General features: G+C 68.8%; 21 protein-coding genes. 4 read left to right on the top strand and 17 right to left on the bottom strand.

Annotation, left to right across the window (positions count from 1 at the left end):
• Positions 1 to 462: 462 nt before the first annotated feature.
• Together tyrS and LOK44_RS29565 are read right to left on the bottom strand one after the other, a co-directional pair.
• A complete protein-coding gene (gene tyrS, locus LOK44_RS29570; protein WP_237573647.1) occupies positions 463 to 1,746 on the bottom strand; it encodes a tyrosine--tRNA ligase in 1,284 nt (427 codons plus the stop codon).
• 37 nt (positions 1,747 to 1,783) lie between these two features.
• Complete coding sequence (locus LOK44_RS29565) at positions 1,784 to 2,395, bottom strand: DNA-3-methyladenine glycosylase (protein WP_237573646.1); 612 nt, start codon at positions 2,393 to 2,395, stop codon at positions 1,784 to 1,786.
• Positions 2,396 to 2,452: 57 nt separating this feature from the next.
• Between LOK44_RS29565 and LOK44_RS29560 the strand changes: the two genes are divergently transcribed.
• From LOK44_RS29560 to LOK44_RS29550, 3 genes are read left to right on the top strand one after another with little or no spacing between them, the layout of a single operon-like run.
• Positions 2,453 to 3,226, top strand: a complete 774-nt coding sequence (locus LOK44_RS29560) for an ABC transporter ATP-binding protein (protein ID WP_237573644.1) — start codon at positions 2,453 to 2,455, stop codon at positions 3,224 to 3,226.
• On the top strand, positions 3,151 to 3,978 hold the full coding sequence (locus tag LOK44_RS29555) for an ABC transporter permease (RefSeq protein WP_237573643.1): 828 nt from the start codon (positions 3,151 to 3,153) through the stop codon (positions 3,976 to 3,978). The genes LOK44_RS29560 and LOK44_RS29555 overlap by 76 nt, the downstream gene beginning before the upstream one ends.
• Complete coding sequence (locus LOK44_RS29550; protein WP_372481340.1) at positions 3,975 to 4,574, top strand: TetR/AcrR family transcriptional regulator; 600 nt, start codon at positions 3,975 to 3,977, stop codon at positions 4,572 to 4,574. The genes LOK44_RS29555 and LOK44_RS29550 overlap by 4 nt, the downstream gene beginning before the upstream one ends.
• On the opposite strand, the gene LOK44_RS29545 is transcribed toward LOK44_RS29550, so the two are convergent.
• From LOK44_RS29545 to LOK44_RS29535, 3 genes are all read right to left on the bottom strand, one after another.
• On the bottom strand, positions 4,571 to 4,783 hold the full coding sequence (locus LOK44_RS29545) for a Trm112 family protein (RefSeq protein ID WP_237573642.1): 213 nt from the start codon (positions 4,781 to 4,783) through the stop codon (positions 4,571 to 4,573). The genes LOK44_RS29550 and LOK44_RS29545 overlap by 4 nt on opposite strands.
• Positions 4,784 to 4,787: 4 nt before the next feature.
• Positions 4,788 to 5,363, bottom strand: a complete 576-nt coding sequence (locus tag LOK44_RS29540) for a hypothetical protein (protein ID WP_237573641.1) — start codon at positions 5,361 to 5,363, stop codon at positions 4,788 to 4,790.
• Positions 5,364 to 5,457: 94 nt separating this feature from the next.
• Positions 5,458 to 8,478 carry an acyl-CoA synthetase gene (locus LOK44_RS29535; RefSeq protein ID WP_237573651.1) on the bottom strand — a complete coding sequence of 1,007 codons (3,021 nt, stop codon included), beginning with the start codon at positions 8,476 to 8,478 and terminating at the stop codon, positions 5,458 to 5,460.
• Positions 8,479 to 8,567: 89 nt separating this feature from the next.
• Here LOK44_RS29535 and LOK44_RS29530 point away from each other — a divergent pair, with 89 nt between their 5' ends.
• Positions 8,568 to 10,316, top strand: coding sequence for an ABC-F family ATP-binding cassette domain-containing protein (locus tag LOK44_RS29530; RefSeq protein WP_237573639.1), 1,749 nt, complete (start codon positions 8,568 to 8,570; stop codon positions 10,314 to 10,316).
• On the opposite strand, the gene argH is transcribed toward LOK44_RS29530, so the two are convergent.
• The 12 genes from argH to LOK44_RS29470 all read right to left on the bottom strand — a co-directional run bounded on the left by argH (position 10,313) and on the right by LOK44_RS29470 (position 24,548).
• Complete coding sequence (gene argH, locus LOK44_RS29525; RefSeq protein ID WP_237573637.1) at positions 10,313 to 11,722, bottom strand: argininosuccinate lyase; 1,410 nt, start codon at positions 11,720 to 11,722, stop codon at positions 10,313 to 10,315. The two genes, LOK44_RS29530 and argH, sit on opposite strands and share 4 nt — an antisense overlap.
• Positions 11,719 to 12,918, bottom strand: coding sequence for an argininosuccinate synthase (locus tag LOK44_RS29520; protein WP_237573636.1), 1,200 nt, complete (start codon positions 12,916 to 12,918; stop codon positions 11,719 to 11,721). The genes argH and LOK44_RS29520 overlap by 4 nt, the downstream gene beginning before the upstream one ends.
• A 40-nt stretch (positions 12,919 to 12,958) precedes the next feature.
• Positions 12,959 to 13,438 carry an arginine repressor gene (locus tag LOK44_RS29515; RefSeq protein ID WP_237573635.1) on the bottom strand — a complete coding sequence of 160 codons (480 nt, stop codon included), beginning with the start codon at positions 13,436 to 13,438 and terminating at the stop codon, positions 12,959 to 12,961.
• Between the two features lie 39 nt (positions 13,439 to 13,477).
• A complete protein-coding gene (argF, locus tag LOK44_RS29510) occupies positions 13,478 to 14,407 on the bottom strand; it encodes an ornithine carbamoyltransferase (RefSeq protein WP_237573634.1) in 930 nt (309 codons plus the stop codon).
• Between the two features lie 31 nt (positions 14,408 to 14,438).
• Positions 14,439 to 15,629 carry an acetylornithine transaminase gene (locus tag LOK44_RS29505; protein ID WP_237573632.1) on the bottom strand — a complete coding sequence of 397 codons (1,191 nt, stop codon included), beginning with the start codon at positions 15,627 to 15,629 and terminating at the stop codon, positions 14,439 to 14,441.
• Positions 15,630 to 15,661: 32 nt separating this feature from the next.
• Positions 15,662 to 16,543: an acetylglutamate kinase gene (gene argB / locus LOK44_RS29500; RefSeq protein ID WP_237573649.1), complete on the bottom strand. Its 882-nt coding sequence runs from the start codon at positions 16,541 to 16,543 to the stop codon at positions 15,662 to 15,664.
• Between the two features lie 14 nt (positions 16,544 to 16,557).
• Complete coding sequence (gene argJ / locus LOK44_RS29495; protein WP_237573631.1) at positions 16,558 to 17,805, bottom strand: bifunctional glutamate N-acetyltransferase/amino-acid acetyltransferase ArgJ; 1,248 nt, start codon at positions 17,803 to 17,805, stop codon at positions 16,558 to 16,560.
• Positions 17,760 to 18,794, bottom strand: a complete 1,035-nt coding sequence (gene argC, locus LOK44_RS29490; RefSeq protein WP_237573630.1) for an N-acetyl-gamma-glutamyl-phosphate reductase — start codon at positions 18,792 to 18,794, stop codon at positions 17,760 to 17,762. Before argC ends, argJ begins: the two co-directional genes overlap by 46 nt.
• Positions 18,795 to 18,858: 64 nt before the next feature.
• A complete protein-coding gene (locus tag LOK44_RS29485) occupies positions 18,859 to 19,395 on the bottom strand; it encodes a GNAT family N-acetyltransferase (protein WP_237573629.1) in 537 nt (178 codons plus the stop codon).
• Complete coding sequence (pheT, locus tag LOK44_RS29480; RefSeq protein WP_237573628.1) at positions 19,392 to 21,890, bottom strand: phenylalanine--tRNA ligase subunit beta; 2,499 nt, start codon at positions 21,888 to 21,890, stop codon at positions 19,392 to 19,394. The genes LOK44_RS29485 and pheT overlap by 4 nt, the downstream gene beginning before the upstream one ends.
• Positions 21,890 to 22,930 carry a phenylalanine--tRNA ligase subunit alpha gene (pheS, locus tag LOK44_RS29475; protein WP_237573648.1) on the bottom strand — a complete coding sequence of 347 codons (1,041 nt, stop codon included), beginning with the start codon at positions 22,928 to 22,930 and terminating at the stop codon, positions 21,890 to 21,892. Before pheS ends, pheT begins: the two co-directional genes overlap by 1 nt.
• Positions 22,931 to 22,961: 31 nt before the next feature.
• Entirely contained in the window at positions 22,962 to 24,548 is a 1,587-nt protein-coding gene (locus tag LOK44_RS29470) for an HNH endonuclease signature motif containing protein (RefSeq protein WP_237573627.1), read from the bottom strand.
• Between the last annotated feature and the right edge of the window lie 145 nt (positions 24,549 to 24,693).

Below are 24,693 nucleotides of genomic sequence, written 5' to 3'. Positions count from 1 at the left end.
CGATCAGACAAAAGACACCAAAACTGGCATCCAAAAAAACATCACACCCCTAAACGAGAAAAAGAGGCATGACCAAACAACAAACAAAAACCACCAAACACACTATTGAGTTCTCAAACAACACACCCGATTCGACCGCGCAACGAACCGCGGCCAAAAGCCGCTGATCGGTACTGCGGGCGAAGAGGACCCCCACCGAAGTGTGGGCTTCCCTCTGGGAGTCTGCCGCGCTCCCCGGTCCGGAGACCGTGTCGCGGCGACCTGAGATAAGTTACGTCAGTGGAAACTCGGAGTCAAATCGCCTGGTAGTCGCGATTTCTCGCGGCTGGCGGGCGGCCGCTCCCGGGCTCACTTCGCACTCATCAAGTCAGGTCTCTCGACCCAACCGCAGTGTTCAACGGTCACGACCGCCGCCGTGTTCCCGAGCCGGCGAGATCGACGTCACCCGACGCGCTGCACTGTTCATCCGATGCGCTGCACTCCCGCAATGTTCCGCTTGCCGCGGCGCAGCACCAACCAACGCCCGTGCAGGAAGTCCGTCGACTCCGGCGTCCATTCGTCGGTGTCGATCCGGACGTTGTTGACGTACACGCCACCTTCGGCGACGGTCCGGCGCGCGGCGCCCTTGCTCGCGGATAGCCCGGTTTCCACCAGGAGGTCGGTGATCGAGTCGGGTCCGCCCGGAGCGAGTTCCGCGACCTGATCGTTGCCTGCCTCGCGCAGCGCGGCGGACAACGTTCCCTCGTCGAGGTCGGTGAGTTCGGCACGTCCGAACAGAGCCTGGCTAGCGAGTTCGACGCCTTCGGTGGCGGCTTGACCGTGCACCAGAGTGGTCAGTTCCCGGGCCAGACGGCGTTGCGCAGCCCGTTCGTGTGGTCGGCTCCGCGTGGCCTCGTCGAGGTCGTCGATCTCCTCGCGCGACAGGAACGTGAACCACCGCAGGTACGGCACGACGTCGGCGTCGGCGGTGTTGACGAAGTACTGGTACCAGGCATACGGGCTGGTCAGGGCAGGATCGAGCCAGAGATTCCCACCACCGGTGGACTTGCCGAACTTCTTGCCCTCCGAGTCGGTCACCAACGGCGTGGTCATCGCGTGCACGCTGGCGCCGGCCTTCTGACGCACCAGTCGCACGCCGGCGACGATGTTGCCCCACTGATCGGAGCCGCCGATCTGCAGCGCACACCCGTGGCGCTGGTGCAGCTCGACGTAGTCGTTGGCCTGCAACAGCATGTAGCTGAATTCGGTGTAGCTCATGCCGTCGCCTTCGAGGCGGCGCCGCACGGTGTCGCGGTCGAGCATGACGTTCACCGAGAAGTACTTCCCGACGTCGCGGAGGAACTCGATGGCGGACAGCGGTCCGGTCCAGGAGAGGTTGTTCTCGACCACCGCGCCGGTGGTCGACGAGTCGAACTCGACGAAACGCTCGAGCTGACCGCGAATCCGGTCGGCCCACTCGGCGACGGTGTCGGTCGAGTTCATGATCCGTTCCCCGGTGTCGCGCGGGTCGCCGATCATGCCGGTCGCGCCGCCCGCCAACACGATCGGTCGGTGACCTGCCTGCTGGAACCGTCGCAGGGTCAGCAGCGGAACCAGATGCCCGGCGTGCAGGCTGGGCGCCGTCGGATCGAACCCCGAATACAGGGTCAGTACGCCTTCGGCGAGGTCGTTCGCCAATGCCTCGCGATCCGTCGACTGGGCGATCAGCCCGCGCCATTCCAGTTCATCGAGGATGTCGTCAGCCATGCGTCGATCTTCCCGCATCGCGCTTCGCGCACTGCACTCAGTCACTGGCTCCCGGTGTGGGCGCCCTGGGGCTGCGCCGGTACGCCGATACCTCGGGCCGACCCGAAACCCAGTACCGCCATGGCCGGTCGGCAGCAGTGCTCACCCCGACCCGTGGCCCTTCGGCGGCGTCGAGCGGCACGCCGAGTTCGAGGCGCACTGGTCCGTGCGGGTCCAGCAGGTCGATCCCATTGTCCTGCAGCGTGATTCCCAACGCGGAGCACAGGTTTCCTGGGCCACGGGCGAAAGCGACGGGTGCGACGGTCGGTCCACGCCGAGCGGCTGCCAGCGGTGCACCGTCCTCTATCACCGCGGCTCGGAGGAGCACCGCGCCGGCGACGCCGTCCTCGGCGCAGACGACGTTGGCGCAGACGTGGATGCCATGGCTGCGGTAGGTGTAGAGCCGGCCAGGTGGGCCGAACATGACCGCACTGCGCGGCGTCGGTCCCCGAAACGAGTGGGCGGCCGAGTCCGGCCACGGCCCGTCGATTGGCCCGCCGTATGCCTCGGCCTCGACGATCACGGCAGTTACTCCGCGTCCGAGCAGCCGGGCGCCGAGTAGGCGCCGCGCGGCCTGTCGTGGATCAGCGGGCACGTTCGTCGGACTCACTTCAGCAATTCTGCCGAGTCCATTGACACCCTTGGCACAGGGGAGGATATTCATCACATGATGACTTCATCGTCGGATGAATTAATCGCCGGCGGGCCCGCTCACACAGTGACGATCGAGCACTTGGCCGTCACCCGGGGTGGGCGCCTCGCAGTGGACGACCTGTCCGTCGAGATTCCGCGCGGCGCGATCACCGGGCTGTTGGGTCCATCCGGCTGCGGCAAGACGACGCTCATGCGGTGCGTCGTCGGAACGCAGGTGGTCGCGTCCGGCACGGTCACGGTGCTCGGCAACCCGGCTGGATCGCCCGACCTGCGGGGACGCGTCGGCTACGTGACTCAGGACGCGACGATCTACGACGACCTGAGGGTTGTGGACAACGTGCGCTACTTCGCCTCCCTGTACGGAACGGGAGCAGCGTCGGCCGACGAGGCGATCGAATCGGTCGGCCTCGCGGATCATCGGACGGCGTCGTGCGCCAACCTCTCCGGCGGCCAACGCACGCGGGTGTCGCTGGCATGCGCACTCGTCGCGCGACCGGAGCTGCTGGTCCTCGACGAACCCACCGTCGGCCTCGATCCGGTGTTGCGGGTCGACCTCTGGCAGCGCTTCGGCGAGCTGGCCCGCGAAGGCACCACCCTGCTGGTGTCGAGCCACGTGATGGACGAAGCGGACCATTGCGGCGACCTGATCCTGATGCGCGACGGCCGTCTGCTCGGCCACACCACGCCAACCACATTGCGAGAGGACACGGGATGTCAGTCACTGGAGGAGGCGTTTCTGTCCGTCATCCGGCGCAGCACCGGGCCCACCAGCGTCGCAGCCGGCTGAGCGCCTCGGCGTACGTCGCGACGACCGTGCGCATCCTGCGCCAACTCTCCGGCGACCATCGCAGCGTCGCGATGATCCTGGTGGTGCCCAGTGCGGTCATCACGCTGCTGTACTTCATGTTCCAGAACGCACCGCACCGGCCGGGGACGCCGTCCCCCTTCGACAATGCGTGCCTGATCATGCTGGGCGTCTTTCCCTTGATCGTGATGTTCCTGATCACCTCGATCACCATGCAGCGGGAACGGGTGTCCGGGACCCTCGAGCGCATCCTCACCACTCCCCTGCGCAGGCTCGATCTGCTCGCTGGCTACGGCACGGCGTTCTCGATCGCCGCGGCCGCCCAGGCCACCTTGGCCTGCGTCGTCTCGTTCTGGCTGTTGGGCCTCGACACCGCGGGCAACCCGGCGCTCGTATTCGCCATCGCCATCGTCAACGCGATCCTCGGCGTGGGACTCGGACTGCTGTGCAGCGCGTTCGCCCGCACCGAATTCCAGGCCGTGCAGTTCATGCCCGTCGTCATCGCTCCGCAATTGCTGCTGTGCGGCATCATCGTTCCCCGCGAGGCGCTGCCCGAATGGTTGCAGTGGATCAGCAACACACTGCCGGCGAGCTATGCGCTCGAGGCGCTGCGCGAGGTGGGCGCGCACCCCGACCTCACCGCGACCGCCGCGCGTGACATCGCGGTGGTCGTCGGCTTCGCCGTCGTCGCCCTGGGCCTGGCAGCTGCCACATTGCGACGAAGGACTCCGTGAGCAAGCGGCCCGGACGGCCGCGGGGTCAGTCCGACACCCGGGAGAGGATTCTCCTCAACGCACGAGAACTGTTCGCCCGCAACGGCTTCGATAGAACGTCGGTCAGGTCGATCGCCAGCGCCGCCGGAGTCGACGCGGCGCTCGTCCACCACTACTTCGACACGAAGCAGCAGCTGTTCGCCGCGGCCATCCACATCCCGATCGACCCCATGCAGGTACTCGGACCGATGCGCGAGACGCCCGTGGCGGAACTCGGCTGGAAGCTGCCTGCACTGCTGCTTCCGCTGTGGGACTCCGAACTGGGTGCCGGCTTCATTGCGACGCTGCGATCGCTGCTGGCCGGAGAGGACATCAGCCTCGTGCGGTCGTTCCTGCAGGAGATCATCTCGGTGGAAGTCGGCCGGCGCGTCGACGACCCGCCCGGATCGGGCCGAGTCCGCGTGCAGTTCGTCGCGTCTCAGCTCGTCGGCGTCGTCATGGCGCGGTACATCTTGGAACTGGAGCCCTTTGCGTCGCTGCCGGTCGAGCAGATCGCCGAGACCATCGCGCCGAATCTGCAGCACTACCTGACCGGCGACCTGCCAGGGTTGGGCTAGCTTCCCGCGAGTTCGAGCAGTCGGGCGTGCTCGGCGCCGTCGGAGATGGTCTCCGCTTCGTCGACGAGCAGCACCGGTACGTCGTCCTCGACCCGGTAGGCGCGACGCAACCTCGGGTTGTAGAGGGTGTCGCGCTCGCCGGAGATGAAGAGCAACGGGCCACGGTCCTCGGGACAGACGAGGATGTCGAGCAGTCGCTGGTCGAGCACCGGATCAGCCGAACGGGACCAGCGAGATGCCGTTGCCGTCTTCGTCGTTGTCGCCGGGGACCGGCGCGTTGCTTCCCGGCGGCAGCTGACCGATGCCTATTTGCGACGGAGCTTCCTGCTGCGCCATGCCGCGCTGCTGAGTCCTGCGCTGGAACGCCAGCGTCTGCTCGAGTGCGGTGATCAGTGGCGCCTGGTTAGGCCGTTTTCCCAGCGCGTCCTCAATCGCGATGACATTGCCCTTCGAGGGGTAGAAACCCTGCGAACGGAGCTTCAACACGCTGTGGATCAGCTTCGACAGCTGGCCGCCGCCGGCGCCGAGGTCGTAATCGGTCTGAATGATCGCGAGCGCCTCTTCGGCGGTCATCGCTCCGGGTTCGGCTGCTGGTGCGTCGGCACCGCCTGCGGTGATGGGGCTGCCCGGTGCGGCCGCGGCCGGGGTGGCGGGATTCGCGGGGTCGACGGGTGCCGGCTCGGACAGCGCAATGGGCGCCGTCGCCAACATGCCGACCACCAGGCCGCTGGCCACCACGCCCGTCGCGGCGCGACGCCAGCCGGTCGAACTGCTGGTCTGCGATGTCATCGAATCCTCCATGCCCGTTTCGAGCGGTACGCGCGGCCATGCGACGCCTGCCGCCAGCCGGAGCCTAACAGTGTGACCAATGTGACGCACGACCTCAACTGGCCGAATCCTCGCCAAGCAATTCGGCACGCACCGCGGCCGTGAACCGCTTGTACACCCCTGTTTCGTCGTCGCGATACCAGGCGTTACGCGACGCCTTCGGAATCCCGGCGGCGCGCAGCGGCCCGAGCAGCGGGCGGTAGGACGCGCTGAGCTTCATGTCCGGCACGACGTGCACCAAGTCGGGTTGCGCGCCAACGGGCAGCGCGGCGAGCGCCTCGTTCAGGTCCGCGGTCGGCACGCTTCCGCCTGGCGCGAGCGTGAGCGCCGTGACGGCCACCGCCCGTCCGTCGACCTCCACCCGATAGGTGACCGCGAGGTCGACGGCGCCGATCCGTCCGACGGCGTCGTTCACCGCGGCGCTGAACACCGGTCCGCGTGCAGTGCGGATGACGCTCCCCCGGTTGTCGACGGCCCAGAAGTCACCGTCGTCGTCACGCCGGAACAGGTACTCCGTCGACACCCAGGTGTCCGCCGGCGCGAAGACTCCCCGCTTCACCGATGCCGTCGGGTCGATCGGGCCGCGCGGGTGGGCCAGGAGGACGCCCACTTCGTTCGGGCCCGCCAGCGCGACGAAGCCGCGTTCGTCTTCGAGGATGAGGTCGTCGTCGACGTCGTAGGCGGCCAGCTCGATGCGGCCGCCGCCCGGCAGGGGCCTGCCTGCGCTGCCGACCTTCGCGCCGGAGACGTTGGCGAGCACGGCCTGCCCGTCGGTCGTCGCGAAGAACTCGACCACGTGCGCGGGCGCGAACTCCTCCTCCACCCGCTCCCACAGCCCCGTCGGCATGCCCGAGCCGATGAACAGGCGCACGGGGTGATTGCCGTGCAGCGCGAACGACGGATCGTCGATGACCTCGCGCAGCATGGCCCACGTGTAGGAGACGACGGTAACGCCGTACTGGCGCAGTTCGTGGACGAAGCGGTCCGGGCGCAGGCCCCGCGACAGGGCGATCCGGGTGCCGCCGACCACCGCACCGCCCAGGCTCACCAGCAGCCCCGACTGGTGGTGCAGCGGCGTCAGGCAGTACACGGTGTCGCCTCGGCCGAGGTTCGCGGCCGACGCGGTGCCGAACGCCGACAGCGCCCAGCGGAAGTTGGTGATCTGGCGGGCGACGAGCTTGCCGCCGACGGTGGCGAACGCGACGTAGGCCAGATCCCTTGCGAAGCCGGGGTTGGGCCGGTACCAGCCCGGCAGCGCGACCACGTCGGGATCGATGCGCTCCATGTCGACGACGTTGGCGTTGCCGTGCAGGTCGAGGTCGCGATTCTCGCCGCCGCCGAGCACCAGCACGCGCAGCGGGAGACGGCTCGCGGCGTCGAGGTTGCTCGGGTCGGCGATGACGTCGGTGACGCCGCCGAGCACGGCCGCCTCCGCCAGGTCGGCGTCGGCAGGCATCAGCACGGCGACGGCGCCGAGACGCGACAGGGCCGCGATGGCCACCAGCGCGCTGGGCCGGGTCTCCATCAGCACGCCGACGCGCGCGCCCTGCCGCACCCCGACATCGATGAGGCCGCGCACCACGTTGTTGATGCGGCGGTCGACGGCCTCGTAGGTGTGCACGCGGCCATCGAAGAGCAGGAATTCGCCCTCCGGCGTCGCACTCGCCTGCTCGCTCATGATCCGGCCGAGCGAGATCCGAGTGTGGTCGTTGATCTGTCCCAGACGCGTGAGCCTTGGCAGCGTCCTCGCGGTCTCCACGACGAGCGCGCGCGCCGACTTGTTGGCCGAGACCAGGGCGCCCGCCGCCGACCGGGCGATGCCGAACGTCACCTCCGTGGCTGCGGCGGCACCGTGCGCGACCCGGGACGCGAACGGCACGCCGCTCTCATCGGGCTCGGCGGGGCGCAGTGCCATCGGGACGACGTCGGCAGACAGGTCGCCCTCACCCTCGAGCCACTTGACCCAGCTCGCCACCGTCGGCCACGTCTGCGTGGCTGCCTTGCCCCCGACGACGAGGCCGAAATGTCCTGTGCGGATGAGGTATTCGTAGACATCGGCTTGCGGCGCGGCACGCTTGATGCCGCGCACCGACGCGGGTTGACCGATGTCGTCGACCTCGCCGACCACGGCGAGGATCGGGCAGTCGATGTCGGACAGCGTGACCAGGTCGCCGCGGATCGCGAAACCGCCGCTCATCATCCGGTTGTGGGCGATGAACTGCTTGAGCAGTTCGGCGATGGCCGGGCCGGACCACGCGATCCAGCCCTCGTTCGACAGGAACCGGCGCTGCTGTTCGCGCGGAAGCAATGCCTCGCGGTCGTGCAGCTGCAGCAGGAAGTCGATGCGCGCCTGAGCGGTCTTGATCGGGTCGAGCATCTGAAATCCGGTGCGAGCCAACCAGCCAGGGATGTCGATGCGGCTGAAGACGTGGTCGGCCATGAAGTCGGCCGCTGCCGCGCCGAAGTTCGCCGGGAGGTTCAGCGGCAGACCGGCGAGGGTGTCGACGGGCGACCCGAACGCGACGATGCTCGCAAGATTCTTCGCACGCCGGTAGGCGGCGGTCTGATACGCGAACATCCCGCCTTGCGAGTAGCCGGCGAGGTGGACGTCGCGCTCGGTGACCTTGCGGACGGTGTCGATGGCCTCGCTGAGCGCGACCACGTGGTCGGCGAGGTTGCGCTGCATGCCGCCCTCGACCTGGTCGGGCGAACCGAAGTCGATGACCCAGGGGTCGATGCCAGCGGTGTGCAGGATGCCGACGGCACCCTCGGCGCGGGTCACGTCCCACATGTCGGCCGACATCATCATCGGGTGCACCATCAGGACCGGCGGTCCAGGCGGAGTCGCACCGGGCCTGACGTCGGGCGGGAAGTACCGACGCAGGCGGTACATCGGAACGCTCTCGATGATCTGGAAGGGCGACGGCACGGCGCCCGTCTCGAGGCCGCCGTAGCGAAGCACCTCGAGCCCGTTCTGTGCAGTTGCCAGCAACCGTCCCACTGGCCTGGTGAACGGAGAGAGGTCGACCACGTTGCTTCCTTCCCTGCACCCGAAGCCGCAGTTTGCAGACGTCATCATGGCACAACGGTCCTGCGGGCCCGCTGGTATCGGTGGGACGGCTGCGACGCGGGAGACACTCCCGCGCCGCCTATGATCGACGGCTGATGGCCAACCTCTTGAACGTCGAACGCGTGAGCGTCGGCTACGGCACCCGCACACTCCTGGACGGCGTCAGCCTTGGCGTGGACGAGGGCGATGCGATCGGCGTCGTCGGGCGCAACGGCGACGGCAAGACCACCCTCCTGCAGATCCTCACCGCCACTCGCCCGCCGGACTCGGGCCGGGTGACCCATACTTCTGGGCTTTCCGTCGGGTACCTGCACCAGGCCGACGACTTCGCCGCCGAGGCGACCATCCGCGACGTCATCGTCGGCGGCAGGCCGGACCACATCTGGGCGGCAGAGGCCGACACCCGCGCCGTGGTCGAGCATCTGTTGTCCGAGGTCTCCCTCGACCAGGCGGTGGACAACCTCAGCGGTGGTGAACGTCGCCGCGTCGCGCTGGCAGCGGTTCTCCTGGCCGGCCACGACGTGCTGGTCCTCGACGAGCCGACCAACCACCTCGACGTCGAGGTGATCGGTTGGCTCGCGGGCCACCTCGCGGCACAGCGCACGCAGGCCCTGGTCGTGGTCAGCCACGACCGGTGGTTCCTGGACGCGGTGTGCACGCGGATGTGGGAGGTCCACGACGGTGTCGTCGACGCCTACGACGGTGGCTACGCCGCGTACGTCCTGGCCCGCGCCGAACGCATGCGCGTGGCCGCGGGCACCGAGACGCGGCGCCGCAACCTGATGCGCAAGGAACTCGCCTGGTTGCGGCGCGGCCCGCCTGCGCGGACGTCGAAGCCCAAGTTCCGCATCCAGGCGGCCAACGACCTGATCGCGAACGAACCCGACCCCCGCGATTCGCTCGCGCTGCAGCGGTTCGCGACCGCCCGGCTGGGCAAGGACGTGTTCGACCTGCACCGCGTGGTGCTCGAACTGGGCGGCAAGACGCTGCTCGACAAGCTGGACTGGTCGATCGGCCCCGGTGCGCGCATCGGCCTGGTCGGGGTCAACGGCACCGGCAAGTCGTCGATTCTCAAGCTGCTGATCGGAGAACTGCCTCCGACCTCGGGCACGATCAAGCGCGGCAAGACGCTGTCGATCGGCTACCTGAGTCAGGCGCTGATCGAGTTGGAGCCCAACGAGCGGGTGCTCGACGCCGTCGAGAACAGCCGCCGCATCACCGAGACCGCGAGCGGCAAGGAAGTCAGCGCCTCGACCCTGCTCGAGGACTTCGGGTTCACCGGCGACAAGCTCACCACCCGCCTGGGCGAGCTCTCCGGCGGCGAGCGGCGTCGGCTGCAGTTCCTGCGGCTACTGCTCGAGGAGCCCAACGTCCTGCTGCTAGACGAACCCACCAACGACCTCGACATCGACACGCTGACGGTGCTCGAGGACTACCTAGACGGCTGGCCGGGCACGCTGATCGTGGTCACCCACGACCGCTACTTCCTGGAGCGCGTCGCCGACGTGACGTACGCGTTGACCGGGAACGGCCGCTGCGACCTGCTGCCCGGCGGCATCGAGCAGTACCTGGAGGGACGCGCAGGCGCCGACGCTCCCGAGGTCGCCAAGGCGGCCGAGCGCGGCGAGTCGCACTCGGCGCGATCGCGGCGCACGTCGAAGGATCTGGCCCGCATCGAGAATCAACTGACCAAGCTCGACGACCGGATCGCGAAGGTGCACGAGGCGATGGCCGTCGCGGCCGCCGACCACGTCAAGGTCGCCGAACTCAACGACGAGTTGCGCGAGTTGGCCGGGCGCAAGGAGTCCCTCGAAGAGGAGTGGCTGGCGCTGGCCGACGACTAGCGCAGCTGGACCCGCAACCGGTCAGCGGTGTCGCGCACGGTGCCGAGCTGCCGGGCGACCTGGACGGGCGCCGTGCCTCCGCGGGCATCGCGCGAGTTCACCGACCCGGCCACAGTGAGCACGTCGCGCACCTGGGCGGTCAGCCCGGGATGAATGCCTGCGAGTTCGTCGTCGGCGAGTTCTTCGAGCCCCACGCCTCGCGCTTCGGCCCTGCGAACTGCGGCACCGGCCGCCTCGTGCGCGACGCGGAACGGAATGCCCTGGCGCACCAGCCATTCGGCGACGTCGGTGGCCAACGTGTAGCCCAGCGGCGCGAGTTCGGCCATCCGCTCGGTGTCGAACGTCAACGTCCCCACGAGGCCAGCCACCGCCGGCAGCAGTAATTCGAGCTGCGTGACCGAGTCGAAGACCGGCTCCTTGTCCTCCTGCAGATCGCGGTTGTACGCCAGCGGCTGCGCCTTGAGCGTGGCGAGCAGTCCGGTCAGGTTGCCGATCAACCGGCCGGACTTGCCACGGGCGAGTTCGGCGATGTCCGGGTTCTTCTTCTGCGGCATGATCGAGCTGCCGGTGGACCACGAGTCGTGCAGCGTCACGTACCCGAATTCGGTGGTGTTCCAGAGGATGACGTCCTCGGCGAGCCTGGACAGGTCGACCGCGATCATCGCCAGCACGAACGCCGCCTCGGCCGCGAAGTCCCGGGAGGCGGTCGCGTCGATCGAGTTGTCCGCTGCCGCAGCGAAACCCAGTTCGCTGGCGATGGCGTCGGGATCCAGGCCAAGGGACGACCCGGCGAGCGCCCCTGAACCGTACGGGGAGACGGCCGTGCGGCTGTCGAAGTCGACGATGCGGTCGACGTCGCGCAGGAGCGGGTGGGCGTGCGCCAGTAGGTGATGCGCGAGCAACACGGGCTGGGCGGACTGCAGGTGCGTCTTGCCCGGCATGATCGCCGTGGGATGCGCGGCCGCCTGGGTGGCCAACGCGGCCACGACGTCGAGGGCACCGTTGCCGACCCGCTTCATCGCATCGCGCAACCACATCCGGAACAGCGTGGCCACCTGGTCGTTGCGCGAGCGGCCGGCCCGCAGCCGACCGCCCAGGTCCTCGCCGACCCGGTCGATGAGGCCACGCTCGAGGGCGCCGTGCACGTCCTCGTCCGACGGCAGCGGGCCGAAGTTGCCGTCGTCGACGTCGGATCCGAGGCTGTCGAGTCCGGCCAGCAGCCCGTCACGCTGCTCCTCCGTCAACAGCCCCGCACCGAACAGGACCCGCACGTGAGCCTTCGACGCGCGGACGTCATACGGTGCGAGCACCCAGTCGAAGTGCGTCGACTTGCTCAGCGCGGCAAGGGCATCGGAAGGGCCGTCGGTGAACCGACCACCCCAGAGCGAGCCCTCGTTCGTGCTCACGACTGCAGGTCCCGCTTCGCCGCGATCTTCGAAGAGAGGCCGTGCACGTGCACGAAGCCCTTGGCGCTGGACTGGTCGAATGTGTCGCCCTCGTCGTAGGTGGCGAGGTTGAAGTCGTACAGCGACTGGCTGCTCCGCCTGCCGTTGACGGCGATGTGGCCGCCGTGCAGCACCAGCCGGATCTCGCCGGTCACGTGTTCCTGGGTGTGGTCGACGAACGACTCCAGCGCCCGCTTGAGCGGTGAGTACCAGAGGCCGTCGTAGACCAGCTCGCCCCACTTCTGGTCGGTGTTGCGCTTGAACCGGCCCAGTTCGCGCTCGAGTGTGACGTGTTCGAGTTCGGTGTGCGCGTTGATGAGCACCATCGCGCCAGGGGCTTCGTAGATCTCACGGCTCTTGATGCCGACCAACCGGTCCTCGACGACGTCGAGGCGACCCACGCCCTGCGCGCCCGCCCGCCGGTTCAGTTCGACGATGGCCTCCAGGACCGAGACGCGGCGCCCGTCGATGGAGACCGGCACCCCCTTCTCGAATCCCACGACGACCTCGTCGGGGCTGCTCCAGTTGACCGTCGGGTCCTCGGTGTAGTCGTACACGTCCTTGGTGGGCGCGTTCCAGAGGTGCTCCAGAAAGCCGGTCTCGACGGCACGGCCCCATACGTTCTGGTCGATCGAGAACGGCGATCGCTTGCTGACGTTGATCGGGATCGCGTTCTCCTCGGCGAAGGCAATGGCCTTCTCCCGGGTCCACGCGTAGTCCCGCACGGGCGCGAGCACCTCGAGATCGGGTGCGAGCGAGGCGAATCCGACCTCAAAGCGGACCTGGTCGTTGCCCTTGCCGGTGCAGCCGTGCGCCACGATGCCGCCACCGTGCTCGCGCGCCGCGTCGACGAGGTGCTTGACGATCAACGGCCTGCTGATGGCCGACACCAGCGGGTAGCGGTCCATGTAGAGGGCGTTGGACTTGATGGTCGGCAGGCAGTACTCGTTGGCGAACTCGTCGCGTGCGTCGACGACGACGGCCTCGACGGCACCGCAGTTTATCGCGCGCTGACGGATTACCTCCATGTCCTCACCGCCCTGGCCGAGGTCGATCGCGACCGCCACGACCTCTCGGCCGGTCTCCTTGCCGATCCAGCTGATCGCGACCGAGGTGTCCAGACCGCCGGAGTACGCCAGGATGACGCGTTCGGACATGTACCAATCTCCTTCTAGTTCTCAACGAAAATTAGTGTGCTCAATGCGCTTCTTCGAAGCGGCCGGCGAGTTCCGCGCCGGTCATCGGGTCACGCGCCACCACGAGGATGGTGTCATCGCCGGCAACCGTGCCAACGACGTAGGGCAGCGATGCGCGGTCGATCGCGCTGGCCAGGTAGTGCGCCGCCCCTGGCGGGGTGCGGAGCACAGCGAGATTACCGCTCGCGTCGGTGGACACCAGCAGGTCGTTCAGCAGGCGCGTCATCCGCTCGGTCCCACCGGACACCCCGCGCACCGGGCTGCCGTCCTCGGGGACGACGTAGACGCCGGTACCGCCGTCGGCGCCGCGCAGCTTGACCGCGCCCAGTTCCTCCAGATCCCGCGACAGCGTGGCCTGGGTGACGTCGATGCCGTCGGCGGCAAGCATCGTCGCGAGTTCGCTCTGGCTGCGCACCGAGTTCGACGACAGCAGCGACACGATGCGCGCCTGCCTGCCCGCCCTCGTCGAGGCCGATGTCATGCGCGATCCCGCTTCGCTTCTCGCTGGGTCACGAGCCGCTCATCCTCGACGCTCCAACAACCAGACCAGCAGCGCCTTCTGCGCGTGCAGCCGGTTCTCCGCCTCGTCCCACACCGCGCTCTGCGGGCCGTCGATCACGTCGTCGGTGATCTCGTGGCCGCGGTGGGCGGGAAGGCAGTGCAGCACCACCGCATCCGGTGCGGCCGACTCCAGCAGTGCGCCGTTGACCTGGAACGGTCGGAACGGGCGTACGCGGTCCAGGCCGTCGTTCTCCTGGCCCATCGACGTCCACGTATCGGTGACCAGGACGTCGGCTCCCTCGGCGCCGGCCCGCGCGTCCGAGGTGACCGTGACGGTGGCACCGGTCTCGGCTGCCCGCTTGGCCGCCGCCGCCACGAACATCGGGTGGGGTTCGAAGTTCTGCGGTGCGGCGATGGTCACGTCGATGCCTGCGGTGACGCCGCCCAGCATCAGCGAGTGCGCCATGTTGTTGGCGCCGTCGCCGAAGTAGGTCATCTTCAGGCCATGCAGTTTGTCCTTGCGCTCGGCTAGCGTCTGCAGGTCGGCCAGCACCTGGCAGGGGTGGAACTCATCGGACAAAGCGTTGATGATGGGCACCGTCGACCCGGATCCCATGGCGCTCAACCGTTCCTGCGCGAACGTGCGCCACACGATGGCGTCGACGTAGCGGGACAGCACCGCGCCGGTGTCCTCGAGGGTCTCCTCGCGGCCGAGCTGGGTGCTGCGCCCGTCGACGACGACGGCGTGCCCGCCGAGCTGAGCGATGCCCATCTCGAAGGAGAACCGGGTTCGCGTCGAGTTCTTCTCGAAGATGACCGCCACGCCGCGCGGGCCCTCCAGTGGACGGGCGCTGAACGGCGCCTTCTTCAACTCGGCAGCCAGGGCGAGGACCTCGGCCTGCTCGTCGGGCGTCAGGTCGTCGTCCCGTAGGAAGTGTCGCAGTGTCATGGGCGATCCCACTTCGCTTCTCGCTGGGGTGTCATGAGTTCTCCGTCGCGGCGTCGAGGATGGCGGGCAGGTCGCCGACGAACGCATCGATCTGCTCGTCGGTGACCACCAGCGGCGGTGCGAGCCGCACGACGTCGGGCGCCGCGGCGTTGATCAGGTAGCCGGCGTCGCGTGCCGCGGTTTCGATGGCCTTGCCGACCGGGGAGGTCAGCACGATGCCCCGCAGCAGACCCCGCCCCCGGACGTGATCGACCAGCGGGTGCCCGATGGCCTCGATCCCATGCGCGAGCGTCTTGCCGAGCACGTCGGCCCGCGCGATCAGATCGTCCTGCCCCAGCGTCGTGAGTACCGCCAGCGCTGCTGCCGTACACACCGGGTTGCCACCGAACGTGCTCCCGTGCAGTCCCGGGGTCATGAGCTCGGCCGCGTCGCCGATCGCCAGGCAGGCACCGATCGGCAGGCCGCCGCCCAGCCCCTTGGCCAGGGTCACGACGTCGGGGGTGATCCCGTCGTGGGCGTGCGCATAGAACGTGCCGGTGCGGCCGACACCCGTCTGCACTTCGTCGAGCACCAGCAGCGCGCCGTGGCGGGCGGTGATCTCGCGCGCCGCGACGAGGTATCCCGGCGGCGGCGTCACGACCCCGCCCTCCCCCATGATCGGCTCGAGGAACACGGCAGCGGTCTCGTCGGACACGGCTGCGGCGAGTGCGTCCGCGTCGCCGTACGGCACGTGGGTGACGTCGCCGGGCAGCGGCGCGAACGGCGCCTGCTTGCTCGGCTGGCCGGTCAGCGCCAGCGACCCCATGGTGCGGCCGTGGAAGGCACCGTCGGCGGCGACGAGTTTGATGCGACCGGTCAGGCGGCTGATCTTGAACGCCACCTCGTTGGCCTCGGTCCCGGAGTTCGCGAAGAACACCCGCGCGTGGACGTCGCCGCCGAGGTGGGCCACCAGCGCCTCGGCGAGCGCGATACCCGGTTCGGTGGCATAGAGATTCGACGTGTGGCCGAGTGTGTTCAGCTGCCTGGTCACGGCTTCGATGACGGCTGGGTGCCGGTGCCCGAGCACGTTGACCGCGATGCCGCCGAGCAGGTCCACGTAGGACTTGCCGTCGACGTCGGTCACCACGGCGCCGTCGCCCGTCGCCAGGACGATGGGCGGGGTGCCGTAGTTGTTCATCATCACGGCGCCCCAACGGGCTTGTAGGTCTTCCGTCTGTGACATTCCCGGGTCGCTCCGCTCCTGCCCACCGGACATCATCTCGGTACCACCTTCGTCCCCGATCCCCCATTGGTCAGCAGCTCGACCAGCACGCTGTGCTCCACGCGACCATCGATGACGTGTGCGCTCGGCACGCCGCCGCCGACCGCGCGCAGACAGGCCTCGATCTTCGGCACCATCCCGGACTCCAGCTTCGGCAGCAGACCGGTCAGCTCTGCGACGTCGATCTCGCTGACGAGCGATCCGCGGTCCGGCCAATTCGTGTACAGGCCTTCGACGTCGGTGAGCATCAACAGCCGCTCGGCACCGAGCGCTTCCGCCAGCGCAGCCGCGGCAGTGTCGGCGTTGATGTTGTGCACCACGCCGTCGGCGTCGGGCGCGATGGTCGAGACCACCGGGATGCGCCCGGCGGCGATCAGGTCCGTGACGGCCGACGTGTCGACCTTCTCGACGTCGCCGACCAGACCGATGTCGGTGGCGACACCGTCGACCGTGACGTCGCGCCGGATCGCGGTGAACAGGTGGGCGTCCTCGCCGGTGATGCCGACCGCGTACGGCCCGTGGGCGTTGATGAGGCCGACGAGTTCCCGGCCGACCTGGCCGAACAGCACCATGCGGGCGATGTCGAGGACTTCGGGGGTGGTCACGCGGAAGCCGCCCTTGAACTCGCCGGGGATGCCGAGGCGCTTGAGCATCGCGCTGATCTGTGGACCACCCCCGTGCACGACGACGGGGTGGATGCCGCAGTTGCGCAGGAACGCCATGTCCGCGGCGAACGCGGCCTTGAGCACGTCATCGGTCATGGCGTTGCCGCCGTACTTGACCACGACGACCCTGCCGTGCAGTTGCTTCAGCCAGGGCAGCGCCTCGGCGAATACGGCGGCCTTCGTCGCAGTGGTAATGGTTGCGGTGTCGATGGCAGCAGACGTGGTCACGAGGAGTACGCCGAGTTCTCTTCGACGTAGGCGTGCGACAGGTCGGTGGTGCGGATGGTGGCCGCGCCGCTACCGACCCCGAGGTCGACGACGACCTCGATCTCTGCGCCGGACAGGTCCACCTCGCGGGCGTCGGGGGTTCCGGCGCCGTCGATGCACACGGGAGAACCGTTGAAGGACACGCTGATCCGTCCCGGCTCGAGTTCCACGGGCGCCATCCCGACGGCCGCCAGTACGCGGCCCCAGTTGGGATCCGATCCGAACAGCGCCGTCTTGACCAGGCTGTCGCGGGCGATCACGCGGGCCGCGGTCACGGCGTCGCCCTCGGAGAGCGCACCGGTGACCGTGATGGCGATCCGCTTGGTCACGCCTTCGGCGTCGGCCTGCAGCTGGGCGCACAGGTCGTCGCACACGGCGAGGACCGCGGCATCCAATTCGTCCTGGCTCGGCGCGACTTCGCTTGCGCCCGAGGCCAACAGCAGCACGGTGTCGTTGGTCGAGCAGCTGCCGTCGACGTCGAGGCGGTCGAACGTGCGCGCCGAGGCGTTGCGCAGTGCGCGGTCCAAGGCGTCGCCGTCGGCGACGGCGTCGGTGGTGATGACGCACAGCATCGTCGCCAGCGACGGCGCCAGCATCCCGGCTCCCTTGGCCATGCCGCCCACCGTCCAGTTCTGCGGGTGGTGCAGGGCCACCTGCTTGGGGACGGTGTCGGTGGTCATGATGGCCTGGGCGGCCTCCTTGCCGCCGCTCAGGCCGCCTGCCATCTCCTGCACGACGGCCTTGATGCCGGGCAGCACCCTGTCCATCGGGAGCCGGTCGCCGATGAGCCCCGTCGAGCAGACCGCCACCTCGATGGCCCCGGTCTCTGTCCCCCAGGTCGACAGCGCGGCCGCGACGGCCTCCGCGGTCGCGTGGGTGTCCTGGAACCCGCCAGGTCCCGTGCAGGCGTTGGCGCCGCCGGAGTTGAGGACGACGGCACGCAGCCGGCGCGTCGTCATCACCTGCTGCGTCCACAGGACCGGCGCGGCCTTGACCTTGTTGCGGGTGAACACCCCGGCCGCGGCGTGGTCCGGCCCCTCGTTGAACACGAGCGCGAGGTCGGGTGCCCCCGATGCCTTGATGCCCGCTGCGATGCCTGCGGCGCGGAAACCCGCAGGCGCAGTGACGCCCTGGGTGCGGATCAGGCTCTGACTGGTTGTCACGGTGCCACTCCCACAGTCGAAAGCCCTTCCGTCTCCGGCCATCCCAGCGCCAGGTTCATCGATTGCACGGCAGCCCCGCCGGTGCCCTTGACCAGGTTGTCGATGGCGCACAGCGCGACCAGCACGCCTGCGTCGGCGTCGACCGCGACGGCGACCTGGGCGGCGTTGCTACCGATCACCGACCCGGTCTTGGGCAGACGACCCTCGGGCAACAGGTGCACGAACGGTTCGCTGCCGTAGGCCTTCTCGTAGGCCGACCGGATCTCGGAGGTGGTCGCGGTGGTGGGCGCGGTGCAGGTCGCCAGGATGCCGCGCGAGGTCGGAATGAGCACCGGCGTGAAGGACACGGTGACGTCGCGGTCGGTGACGAGCCGGAGTCCCTGCGCGATCTCGGGCGTGTGGCGGTGCGCGCCACCGATGTTGTAGGCGCGAGCGGAGCCGATGACCTCGGCGCCGAGGAGGTCGACCTTCGCCGCCCGCCCTGCGCCCGATGTACCGCTGACGGCGACAACCGTGATGGCGGGCTCGATCAGGTCGGCGGCCACCGCCGGCAGCAGCGCCAGCAGCGCGGCGGTCGGGTAGCAACCCGGGACCGCGATGCGCTTGGCGTCCTGCAGCGCGTCCCGGCCGCCGGGCAGTTCGGGGAGTCCGTACGGCCAGCTGCCAGCGTGGGTCGAGCCGTAGTAGCGCTCCCACGCCGACGGGTCGGTGAGCCGAAAGTCCGCCCCGCAATCGACGATCAGCGTCTCGGGGCCGAGCTTCTCGGCCAGCGCGGCGGAGTGGCCGTGCGGCAGCGCGAGGAAGACCACGTCGTGGCCGGCGAGCACCTCGGGTTCGGTGGGATCGAGCACCCGGCCCTCGAGCGGCAGCAGGTGCGGGTGGTGTTCGGTGACGTCGGTTCCCGCGCTCGACGCCGCGGTCAGCGCGCCGATCGTGAGGCGGCCGTCGCGGTAGGCGGGGTGGCCGAGGAGGAGGCGAAGGATTTCGCCACCGGCGTATCCGCTGGCTCCGGCAACGGCGACTGAAGTCATGCATCGATCTTGCATGTTTATGCAGACGGTTGCAAACTGATTACCTGCACTGCATGGCGCCAGGCTAGGCGGAGAGCGCGTCCGGTCGAGCATCGAAGGCGGGATGAAACGCCACCGTTCCGGTGGGGATCGCGTCCGATTGCAGCGGCGCGACCAGCACATTCTCGGGGGGCACCCCCGCCACCGTCAGTGATGGAGCACCTGAAGCGATCCCAAGTCTGCCGTAATAGTTGGGATCGCCCACTATCACGCACCCTTGCGCCCCCATCTCCCGCAGGCGAGTAGCAGCGGCGTCGACGAGCGCACTACCAATTCCTCGGCGCTGCAGGTCTGGTCGCACCGACAGCGGACCACCTCCGTACCAGCCCACCGCGGCGTTGCCGTCCAGGGAAATCGGCGACACGGCCACGTGTCCGACGACCTGACCGGCTTCGTCCACGGCGACCAGCGAAAGGGTCAAGGCGCCGGCTTCTCGCAGTCCGTCGATGATGGCCGACTCCGTCTGCCGACTCTGGGGCACATCCCGGAAGGCCAACTCGGTGATCGCACGGATGGCATCCACATCGGTTTCACGTTCGTCACGAACGTTGATCGACGTCACGACCGCAGAACTGCACCGACACGAGCGCCCGCCCGTGCCACGGCTGCATCGCGGGCCGCGCTCGCCTCGTCCTCGGTCAGCGTTCGGTCCGGAGCGCGGAATCGCAGCGCCAAGGCGAGCGACTTGTTGCCCTCGCCGACCTGCGGGCCGGTGTAGACGTCGAACAGCCTGACGTCCTCGAGCAGCTCGCCCGCGCCCTCCCGGACGGCGTCGACGACGTCGCGTGCGGCCACGTCGTCGGCGACAACGAGGCTGACGTCCTGGAAGACGGCAGGGAACGGCGAGACCGCCGGAACCGGCAGCGGCTCGGTGATCGGCACGGCGTCGAGGTCCAGTTCGACGGCGCAGGTGCGCTTGGGGAGTCCTGCCCGTTCGATGACCGCGGGATGAAGTTCACCGGCATGCCCGATGACCCGGTCGCCGATGAGAACCTCGGCGCAGCGGCCGGGGTGCCAGGGCAGCTCGCGCGCCGCGCGCAGCGTCACGTCGACGTGGCAGGCACGCGCGATGATCTGGACGGCCTCGATGGCGTCGGCAGCTTCCACCGGGCGACCCGAGCCCCATGGTCCGGCGGGTTCGCGGCGGCCAGCGAGGACCACGCCGACGTGCAGTGGCTGACGCGGCAGCGAGTCGTCGATGGTGGCGATCTCGTCGTCGGTGGGCCGGCGATCCACCGGGATCCGGTCCAGCGCACGGGTCTGCGGCGTGGCCAGCACCACCTGTTCGATGCCGAACAGGGCGACGTCGGTGGCACCGCGGGACACGTTGCGAGACAACGCCTCCAGCAGCCCGGGCAGCAGGGTGGAGGCGAGCTGGGGCCGATCGGCCTCCAGCGGGTTGAGCACCGACATGGTGGCCCGGCGCGGATCGTCGACGGCCAGATTCCACGCGTCGAAGACGCCTGCGGGCAGGAAGGGCGTCGGCAGGATCTCCACGAACCCGCTGAGTGCGAGCGACTTCCCGATGGCACGACGACGCCGCTGCCCAGCGGTCAGGCCGCGTCCGGGCGGGGCGAGGGGCAGCACCGACGGGATGCGGTCGAGTCCTTCGATGCGGAGCACCTCCTCGACGAGGTCGGCGGGCTCGCGCAGGTCGGGCCGCCAGCTCGGAGGCGTGACCGTGACCGTGTCGTCGGCGACCTCGACCTTGCCGCCGATCTGGGTCAACCGTCGCGCAGTGGCGCCTTCGGCGTACTCGATGCCCGCCATCCGGTCGGGAAGGTCGACGGGCATGGCGACCGGGGCCGGGGACCAGTCGTCGCGGGGCGGATCGCCGCGCCAGTCGGTCAGTGTGGGCTGCACGGTGCCGCCCGCGATGTCTGCGAGCAGCCCTGCGCAGCGATCGATGGCTGCGACGGAGATGGCGGGGTCGACCGTGCGCTCGTAGCGCCGGCCGGCTTCGCTGACCAGACGCAGGCGGCGCTGGGTCCGCGACACCGCGGCGGGGTCCCACACCGCGGCCTCGAGGAGGACGTCGACGGTCGTGTCGCGCACCTCGGTGGTGCCGGCGCCCATGATGCCGCCGATCGACGCGGTTGCTCGTTCGTCGACGATCAGTACGTCGCCGGTGTCGAGCGATCGCGTGACGTCGTCGAGGGTGACGACCTTCTCCCCCGGTTCGGCGAAGCGCACGTCGAGTGCGCCCGAGATGAGAGTCCGGTCGTGTGCGTGCAGCGGGTGCCCCAACTCGAGCATGACGTAGTTGGTGACGTCGACCGCGGGCGAGATGGCGCGGATCCCGCTCAGGAGCAGACGCCGCTGCATCCACCACGGGGACACCGCAGTCGGGTCGATGCCGGTGACGGGGCGCAGCCCGAACCGCAGCACACCGGTGCCGGGCTGAATCGTCAGCGGCCAGGCTTCGCCTTCGACCGGCAGCGGCGCGACGTCGGCGGGATCGACGAAGTCCAGATCCATGGCGCACGCGATCTCACGGGCCATGCCGCGGATCGACAGGCAGTAGCCGCGGTCCGGCGTGATCGCGAGGTCGAATACGACGTCGTCGAGTCCGACGACGTCGATACCGGAGTCACCGGGTTCGGCGGTGCCCGGGGGCAGCACCAGGATGCCGGTGTGATCAGCGCCGAGATTGAGTTCGGACGCCGAGCAGATCATCCCGTCGGAGGTGCGGCCGTAGGTCTTGCGCTTGGCGATGGTGAAGTCACCAGGCAACGTCGTACCGGGAAGGGCGACGACTACCAGGTCGCCGACGACGAAGTTGGTTGCACCGCAGACGATGTCGCGCGGCTCGCCGTCGACGTTGTGGGCGCCGACGTCGACCTTGCAGGCCCGGATCGGCTTCTTGAAGCCGGTCAGCTCCTCGATCTCGGCGACGCGGCCGACCACCAGCGGACCGGTTACCGGCCCCACCGGAACGATGTCCTCGACCTCGTGGCCGATGTCGATGAGCGTGCGTTCGAGTTCGTCGACGGACACGTCCCAGTGGGGGGTGCCGGCCCGGACGACGTCGCGCAGCCAGCTGTAGGGGATGCGCATCAGGCGCCCACCCCGAACGGCAGCGAGAACCGGACGTCGCCCTCGACCATGTCGCGCATGTCGGAGATGCCGTTGCGGAACTGCAGCGTGCGCTCCAGGCCCATGCCGAACGCGAAGCCGGAGTACTCGGCGGGGTCGATTCCGCAGGCGCGCAACACGTTCGGGTTCATCATCCCGCAGCCACCCCACTCCACCCAGCCGGGCCCGCCCTTCTTGTTCTCGAACCAGACGTCGACTTCTGCCGACGGCTCGGTGAAGGGGAAGAAGTGCGGCCGGAACCGAGTGCGGCCGCCGGGACCGAACTGGGCGCGGGCGAACGCGTCGAGGGTGCCCTTGAGGTGCGCCATGGTGAGACCGCGGTCGACGGCCATCCCCTCGACCTGGTGGAACACCGGGGTGTGGGTGGCGTCGAGTTCGTCGGTGCGGAACGTCCGTCCGATCGAGATGATGTACACCGGCAGGTCGCGTTCGAGCAGGGCGCGGATCTGAACGGGCGAGGTGTGTGTGCGCAGGACCTGCCGCGAACCGTCCGGCGCGACGTGGAACGTGTCCTGTTCGCTGCGCGCCGGGTGGTCGGGCGGGAAGTTCAGGGCGTCGAAGTTGAACTGCTCGGTCTCGACTTCCGGACCTTCGGCGAGTTCCCAACCCATCGCCACGAACGTGTCGGCGACGTGCTCGGCGAGGATCGTGATCGGGTGCCGCGCGCCGAGTGGCTGGCGCGTGGTGGGCAGCGTGACGTCGATGCGTTCGGCGACAAGTGCGGCGGCGTCGCGCTCGGCCCGCAGGACTTCGAGGCGTTCGTCGTAGGCTGCTTGCGCTGCCGTGCGGGCCACGTTCACGCGCTTGCCGGCGTCGGCACGTTCGTTCTTGGGCAGCGAGCCAAGGGCCTGTCGCGCCAACGCAATCGGCGACCGATCACCGAGATGCTCGGTCTTGGCCCGCGCCAGCTCGTCGAGACCGGAGGCGGCGTCGAAGGCGCGCCGAGCCTCGCCGACGGCGTCCGTCAGCGCCTGCTCGGTCAAACCCGGGGTTCCCGCAATGTCATTGCTGGGCTGCTCAGCCACCCGGCGATCATAGCGACGGGTGGGGTGTGACCCGCGCTACCCTCACGCCAGGGGCGAGGAGTTCCGCCTCCGCTTCGTTGAGTCGGCGGTCGTTCGTGATGCGCCGGGCACGATCCTGCGCGCGGGTTGGTTTGCGACGGGGCATGGCGAGGCCCGGGTTGGCTTCGGATGCCGTGGCCGTTCTGGCTGCGTTCGTGATCGTCACGGGAGCCGTGGGCAGGCAAAGGCTCGGAAACAGCAGCTTGCTGCCCGGCTCGGTGACGTAGGTCCGGCCGTGTGGTGAGGTCCAGATGATGGTTCCGTCGGGGAGTTGTCGGTCCCGCCAGCCGTTGGGTCCGCCCCAGAACGTTTTCAACAAGTGGTGTCGGCGGCATAGGCATTTCAGGTTGGACGCGCAGGTCGGCCCGAACGGCCAGGCGATGGTGTGGTCGATGTCGGTGTGTGAGGCGGGTTCCGAACAGCCAGGGAAGCGGCAGGTGAGGTCTCGGCATCGGACGAAGTCGGCCAGCTTGCGCGATGGGGTGTAGCGGGGTTCTGGTGGGCTGTCGCCGGGGTGGCAGACCTTGCAGGTCTTCGCGGTGCGTGCGAAGCGGCGGGCCAGGGACCCGGGCAGGAACGGGCCGCCGATGATCGCGCCGGGGCGGGTGGCGGGGGAATCGGCGTTCGCAGGGGCCTTCGGGTCAGCGCACTGGCCGCTCAACTCATCCCATGTCGTGATCTCGGCCAGGGGCTTGTCGAACAGCGGATCCGGGTCGCCGTCGAGCGCGGCGTCCTGCGCCATCGCGGCATCGGACCCGTCGTCGAGGGTGTCCTCGTTGACCACCACGTAGACCACCGCATCACCCCTCGCAGGTGTAGTGGGTCCGGGGCAGTCGTCGCTGCCGCACAGGCACGGCAGATAGTCGAGGCCCAGGGTGATCGAGTTGATTGAATCGGCGCGGCGTTGGTCGACGGTCCGTGGATCGCCCGGGCACACCGTCCGAGCCAGGACATTCAACCGCTTCTCGACGGCCTTGCCGTGGGTGGCGAACAGGGTGCCGAACATCGTGGCCATGCCGGAGCCGTCGTAGTCGAACTGAATGCTGCGGCCCTTGCCCGTGAGCTTCGTGCGATATACGCCGTGCGGGTCGTGTTCGGCGACGATCGCGTCGATGGCGTTGTTCAGTTTCTCCTCCGACAGCGGCGCCCACTCGGTCAGCACCTCTGCGAAGGCCTTGTCCACGGCACGCTGGGCGTCGCGATCCCGCACCAGGGTCGTGCGGGTGGTGATCGCCGACACCACGCGGTAGGACACCAGCCCTTGCGCGAAGAGCGCCGCGACCTCAGGCAGCCGATCCCGGAGAGCAGTCGCGATCAACAACTGATGCGACGCGGCGCCTTGAGTGATGTTCTGCTCGGCCCCGATCTCCGCGGAGACGGCGCCCCAGTTGTCGAGGTACCACTGCTCGCGGTCGGCCGAGCCGTCCGCGGCGTAGGCCTGATCCACGAGAACGACCATCGCCGCAAGCCGGCGGGCCGTGGCCGCGGCCTCCACGCGCGCCCATCCCGCGACCGTGCGGGAGGTCTGAGCTTCAGTGGCCAACACTTCGAACATACTTTCGAATCTACTACTCTGCACTGACTCAGACTTCTTGTCACGGTCGCCGAGTGAAGATTGGTGACATGTCGGAAGGAGTGTCAGATGACCAGGTCGCGGCGGTCGAAGATATCGGCTGAAGACAAGGTTCGGTATGTGTTGG

This window comes from Mycolicibacterium lacusdiani, from assembly GCF_021916785.1.
In the GTDB taxonomy this organism is placed as follows: Bacteria; Actinomycetota; Actinomycetes; order Mycobacteriales; family Mycobacteriaceae; genus Mycobacterium; species Mycobacterium lacusdiani.
The sequence above is the reverse complement of the archived record's forward strand: the minus strand, read 5'-3'. Positions and strand labels throughout refer to the sequence as shown.

What these genes read in the sequence shown, in the direction of transcription:
- tyrS (WP_237573647.1), bottom strand. Translation starts at nt 1,746, where the DNA reads ATGGCTGACGACATCCTCGATGAACTGGAATGGCGCGGGCTGATCGCC.
- LOK44_RS29560 (WP_237573644.1), top strand. Translation starts at nt 2,453, where the DNA reads ATGATGACTTCATCGTCGGATGAATTAATCGCCGGCGGGCCCGCTCAC.
- LOK44_RS29555 (WP_237573643.1), top strand. Translation starts at nt 3,151, where the DNA reads ATGTCAGTCACTGGAGGAGGCGTTTCTGTCCGTCATCCGGCGCAGCAC.
- LOK44_RS29540 (WP_237573641.1), bottom strand. Translation starts at nt 5,363, where the DNA reads ATGACATCGCAGACCAGCAGTTCGACCGGCTGGCGTCGCGCCGCGACG.
- LOK44_RS29535 (WP_237573651.1), bottom strand. Translation starts at nt 8,478, where the DNA reads ATGACGTCTGCAAACTGCGGCTTCGGGTGCAGGGAAGGAAGCAACGTG.
- LOK44_RS29530 (WP_237573639.1), top strand. Translation starts at nt 8,568, where the DNA reads ATGGCCAACCTCTTGAACGTCGAACGCGTGAGCGTCGGCTACGGCACC.
- LOK44_RS29520 (WP_237573636.1), bottom strand. Translation starts at nt 12,918, where the DNA reads ATGTCCGAACGCGTCATCCTGGCGTACTCCGGCGGTCTGGACACCTCG.
- LOK44_RS29515 (WP_237573635.1), bottom strand. Translation starts at nt 13,438, where the DNA reads ATGACATCGGCCTCGACGAGGGCGGGCAGGCAGGCGCGCATCGTGTCG.
- argF (WP_237573634.1), bottom strand. Translation starts at nt 14,407, where the DNA reads ATGACACTGCGACACTTCCTACGGGACGACGACCTGACGCCCGACGAG.
- LOK44_RS29505 (WP_237573632.1), bottom strand. Translation starts at nt 15,629, where the DNA reads ATGTCACAGACGGAAGACCTACAAGCCCGTTGGGGCGCCGTGATGATG.
- argJ (WP_237573631.1), bottom strand. Translation starts at nt 17,805, where the DNA reads ATGGCCGGAGACGGAAGGGCTTTCGACTGTGGGAGTGGCACCGTGACA.
- argC (WP_237573630.1), bottom strand. Translation starts at nt 18,794, where the DNA reads ATGACTTCAGTCGCCGTTGCCGGAGCCAGCGGATACGCCGGTGGCGAA.
- pheT (WP_237573628.1), bottom strand. Translation starts at nt 21,890, where the DNA reads ATGCGCATCCCCTACAGCTGGCTGCGCGACGTCGTCCGGGCCGGCACC.
- LOK44_RS29470 (WP_237573627.1), bottom strand. Translation starts at nt 24,548, where the DNA reads ATGTTCGAAGTGTTGGCCACTGAAGCTCAGACCTCCCGCACGGTCGCG.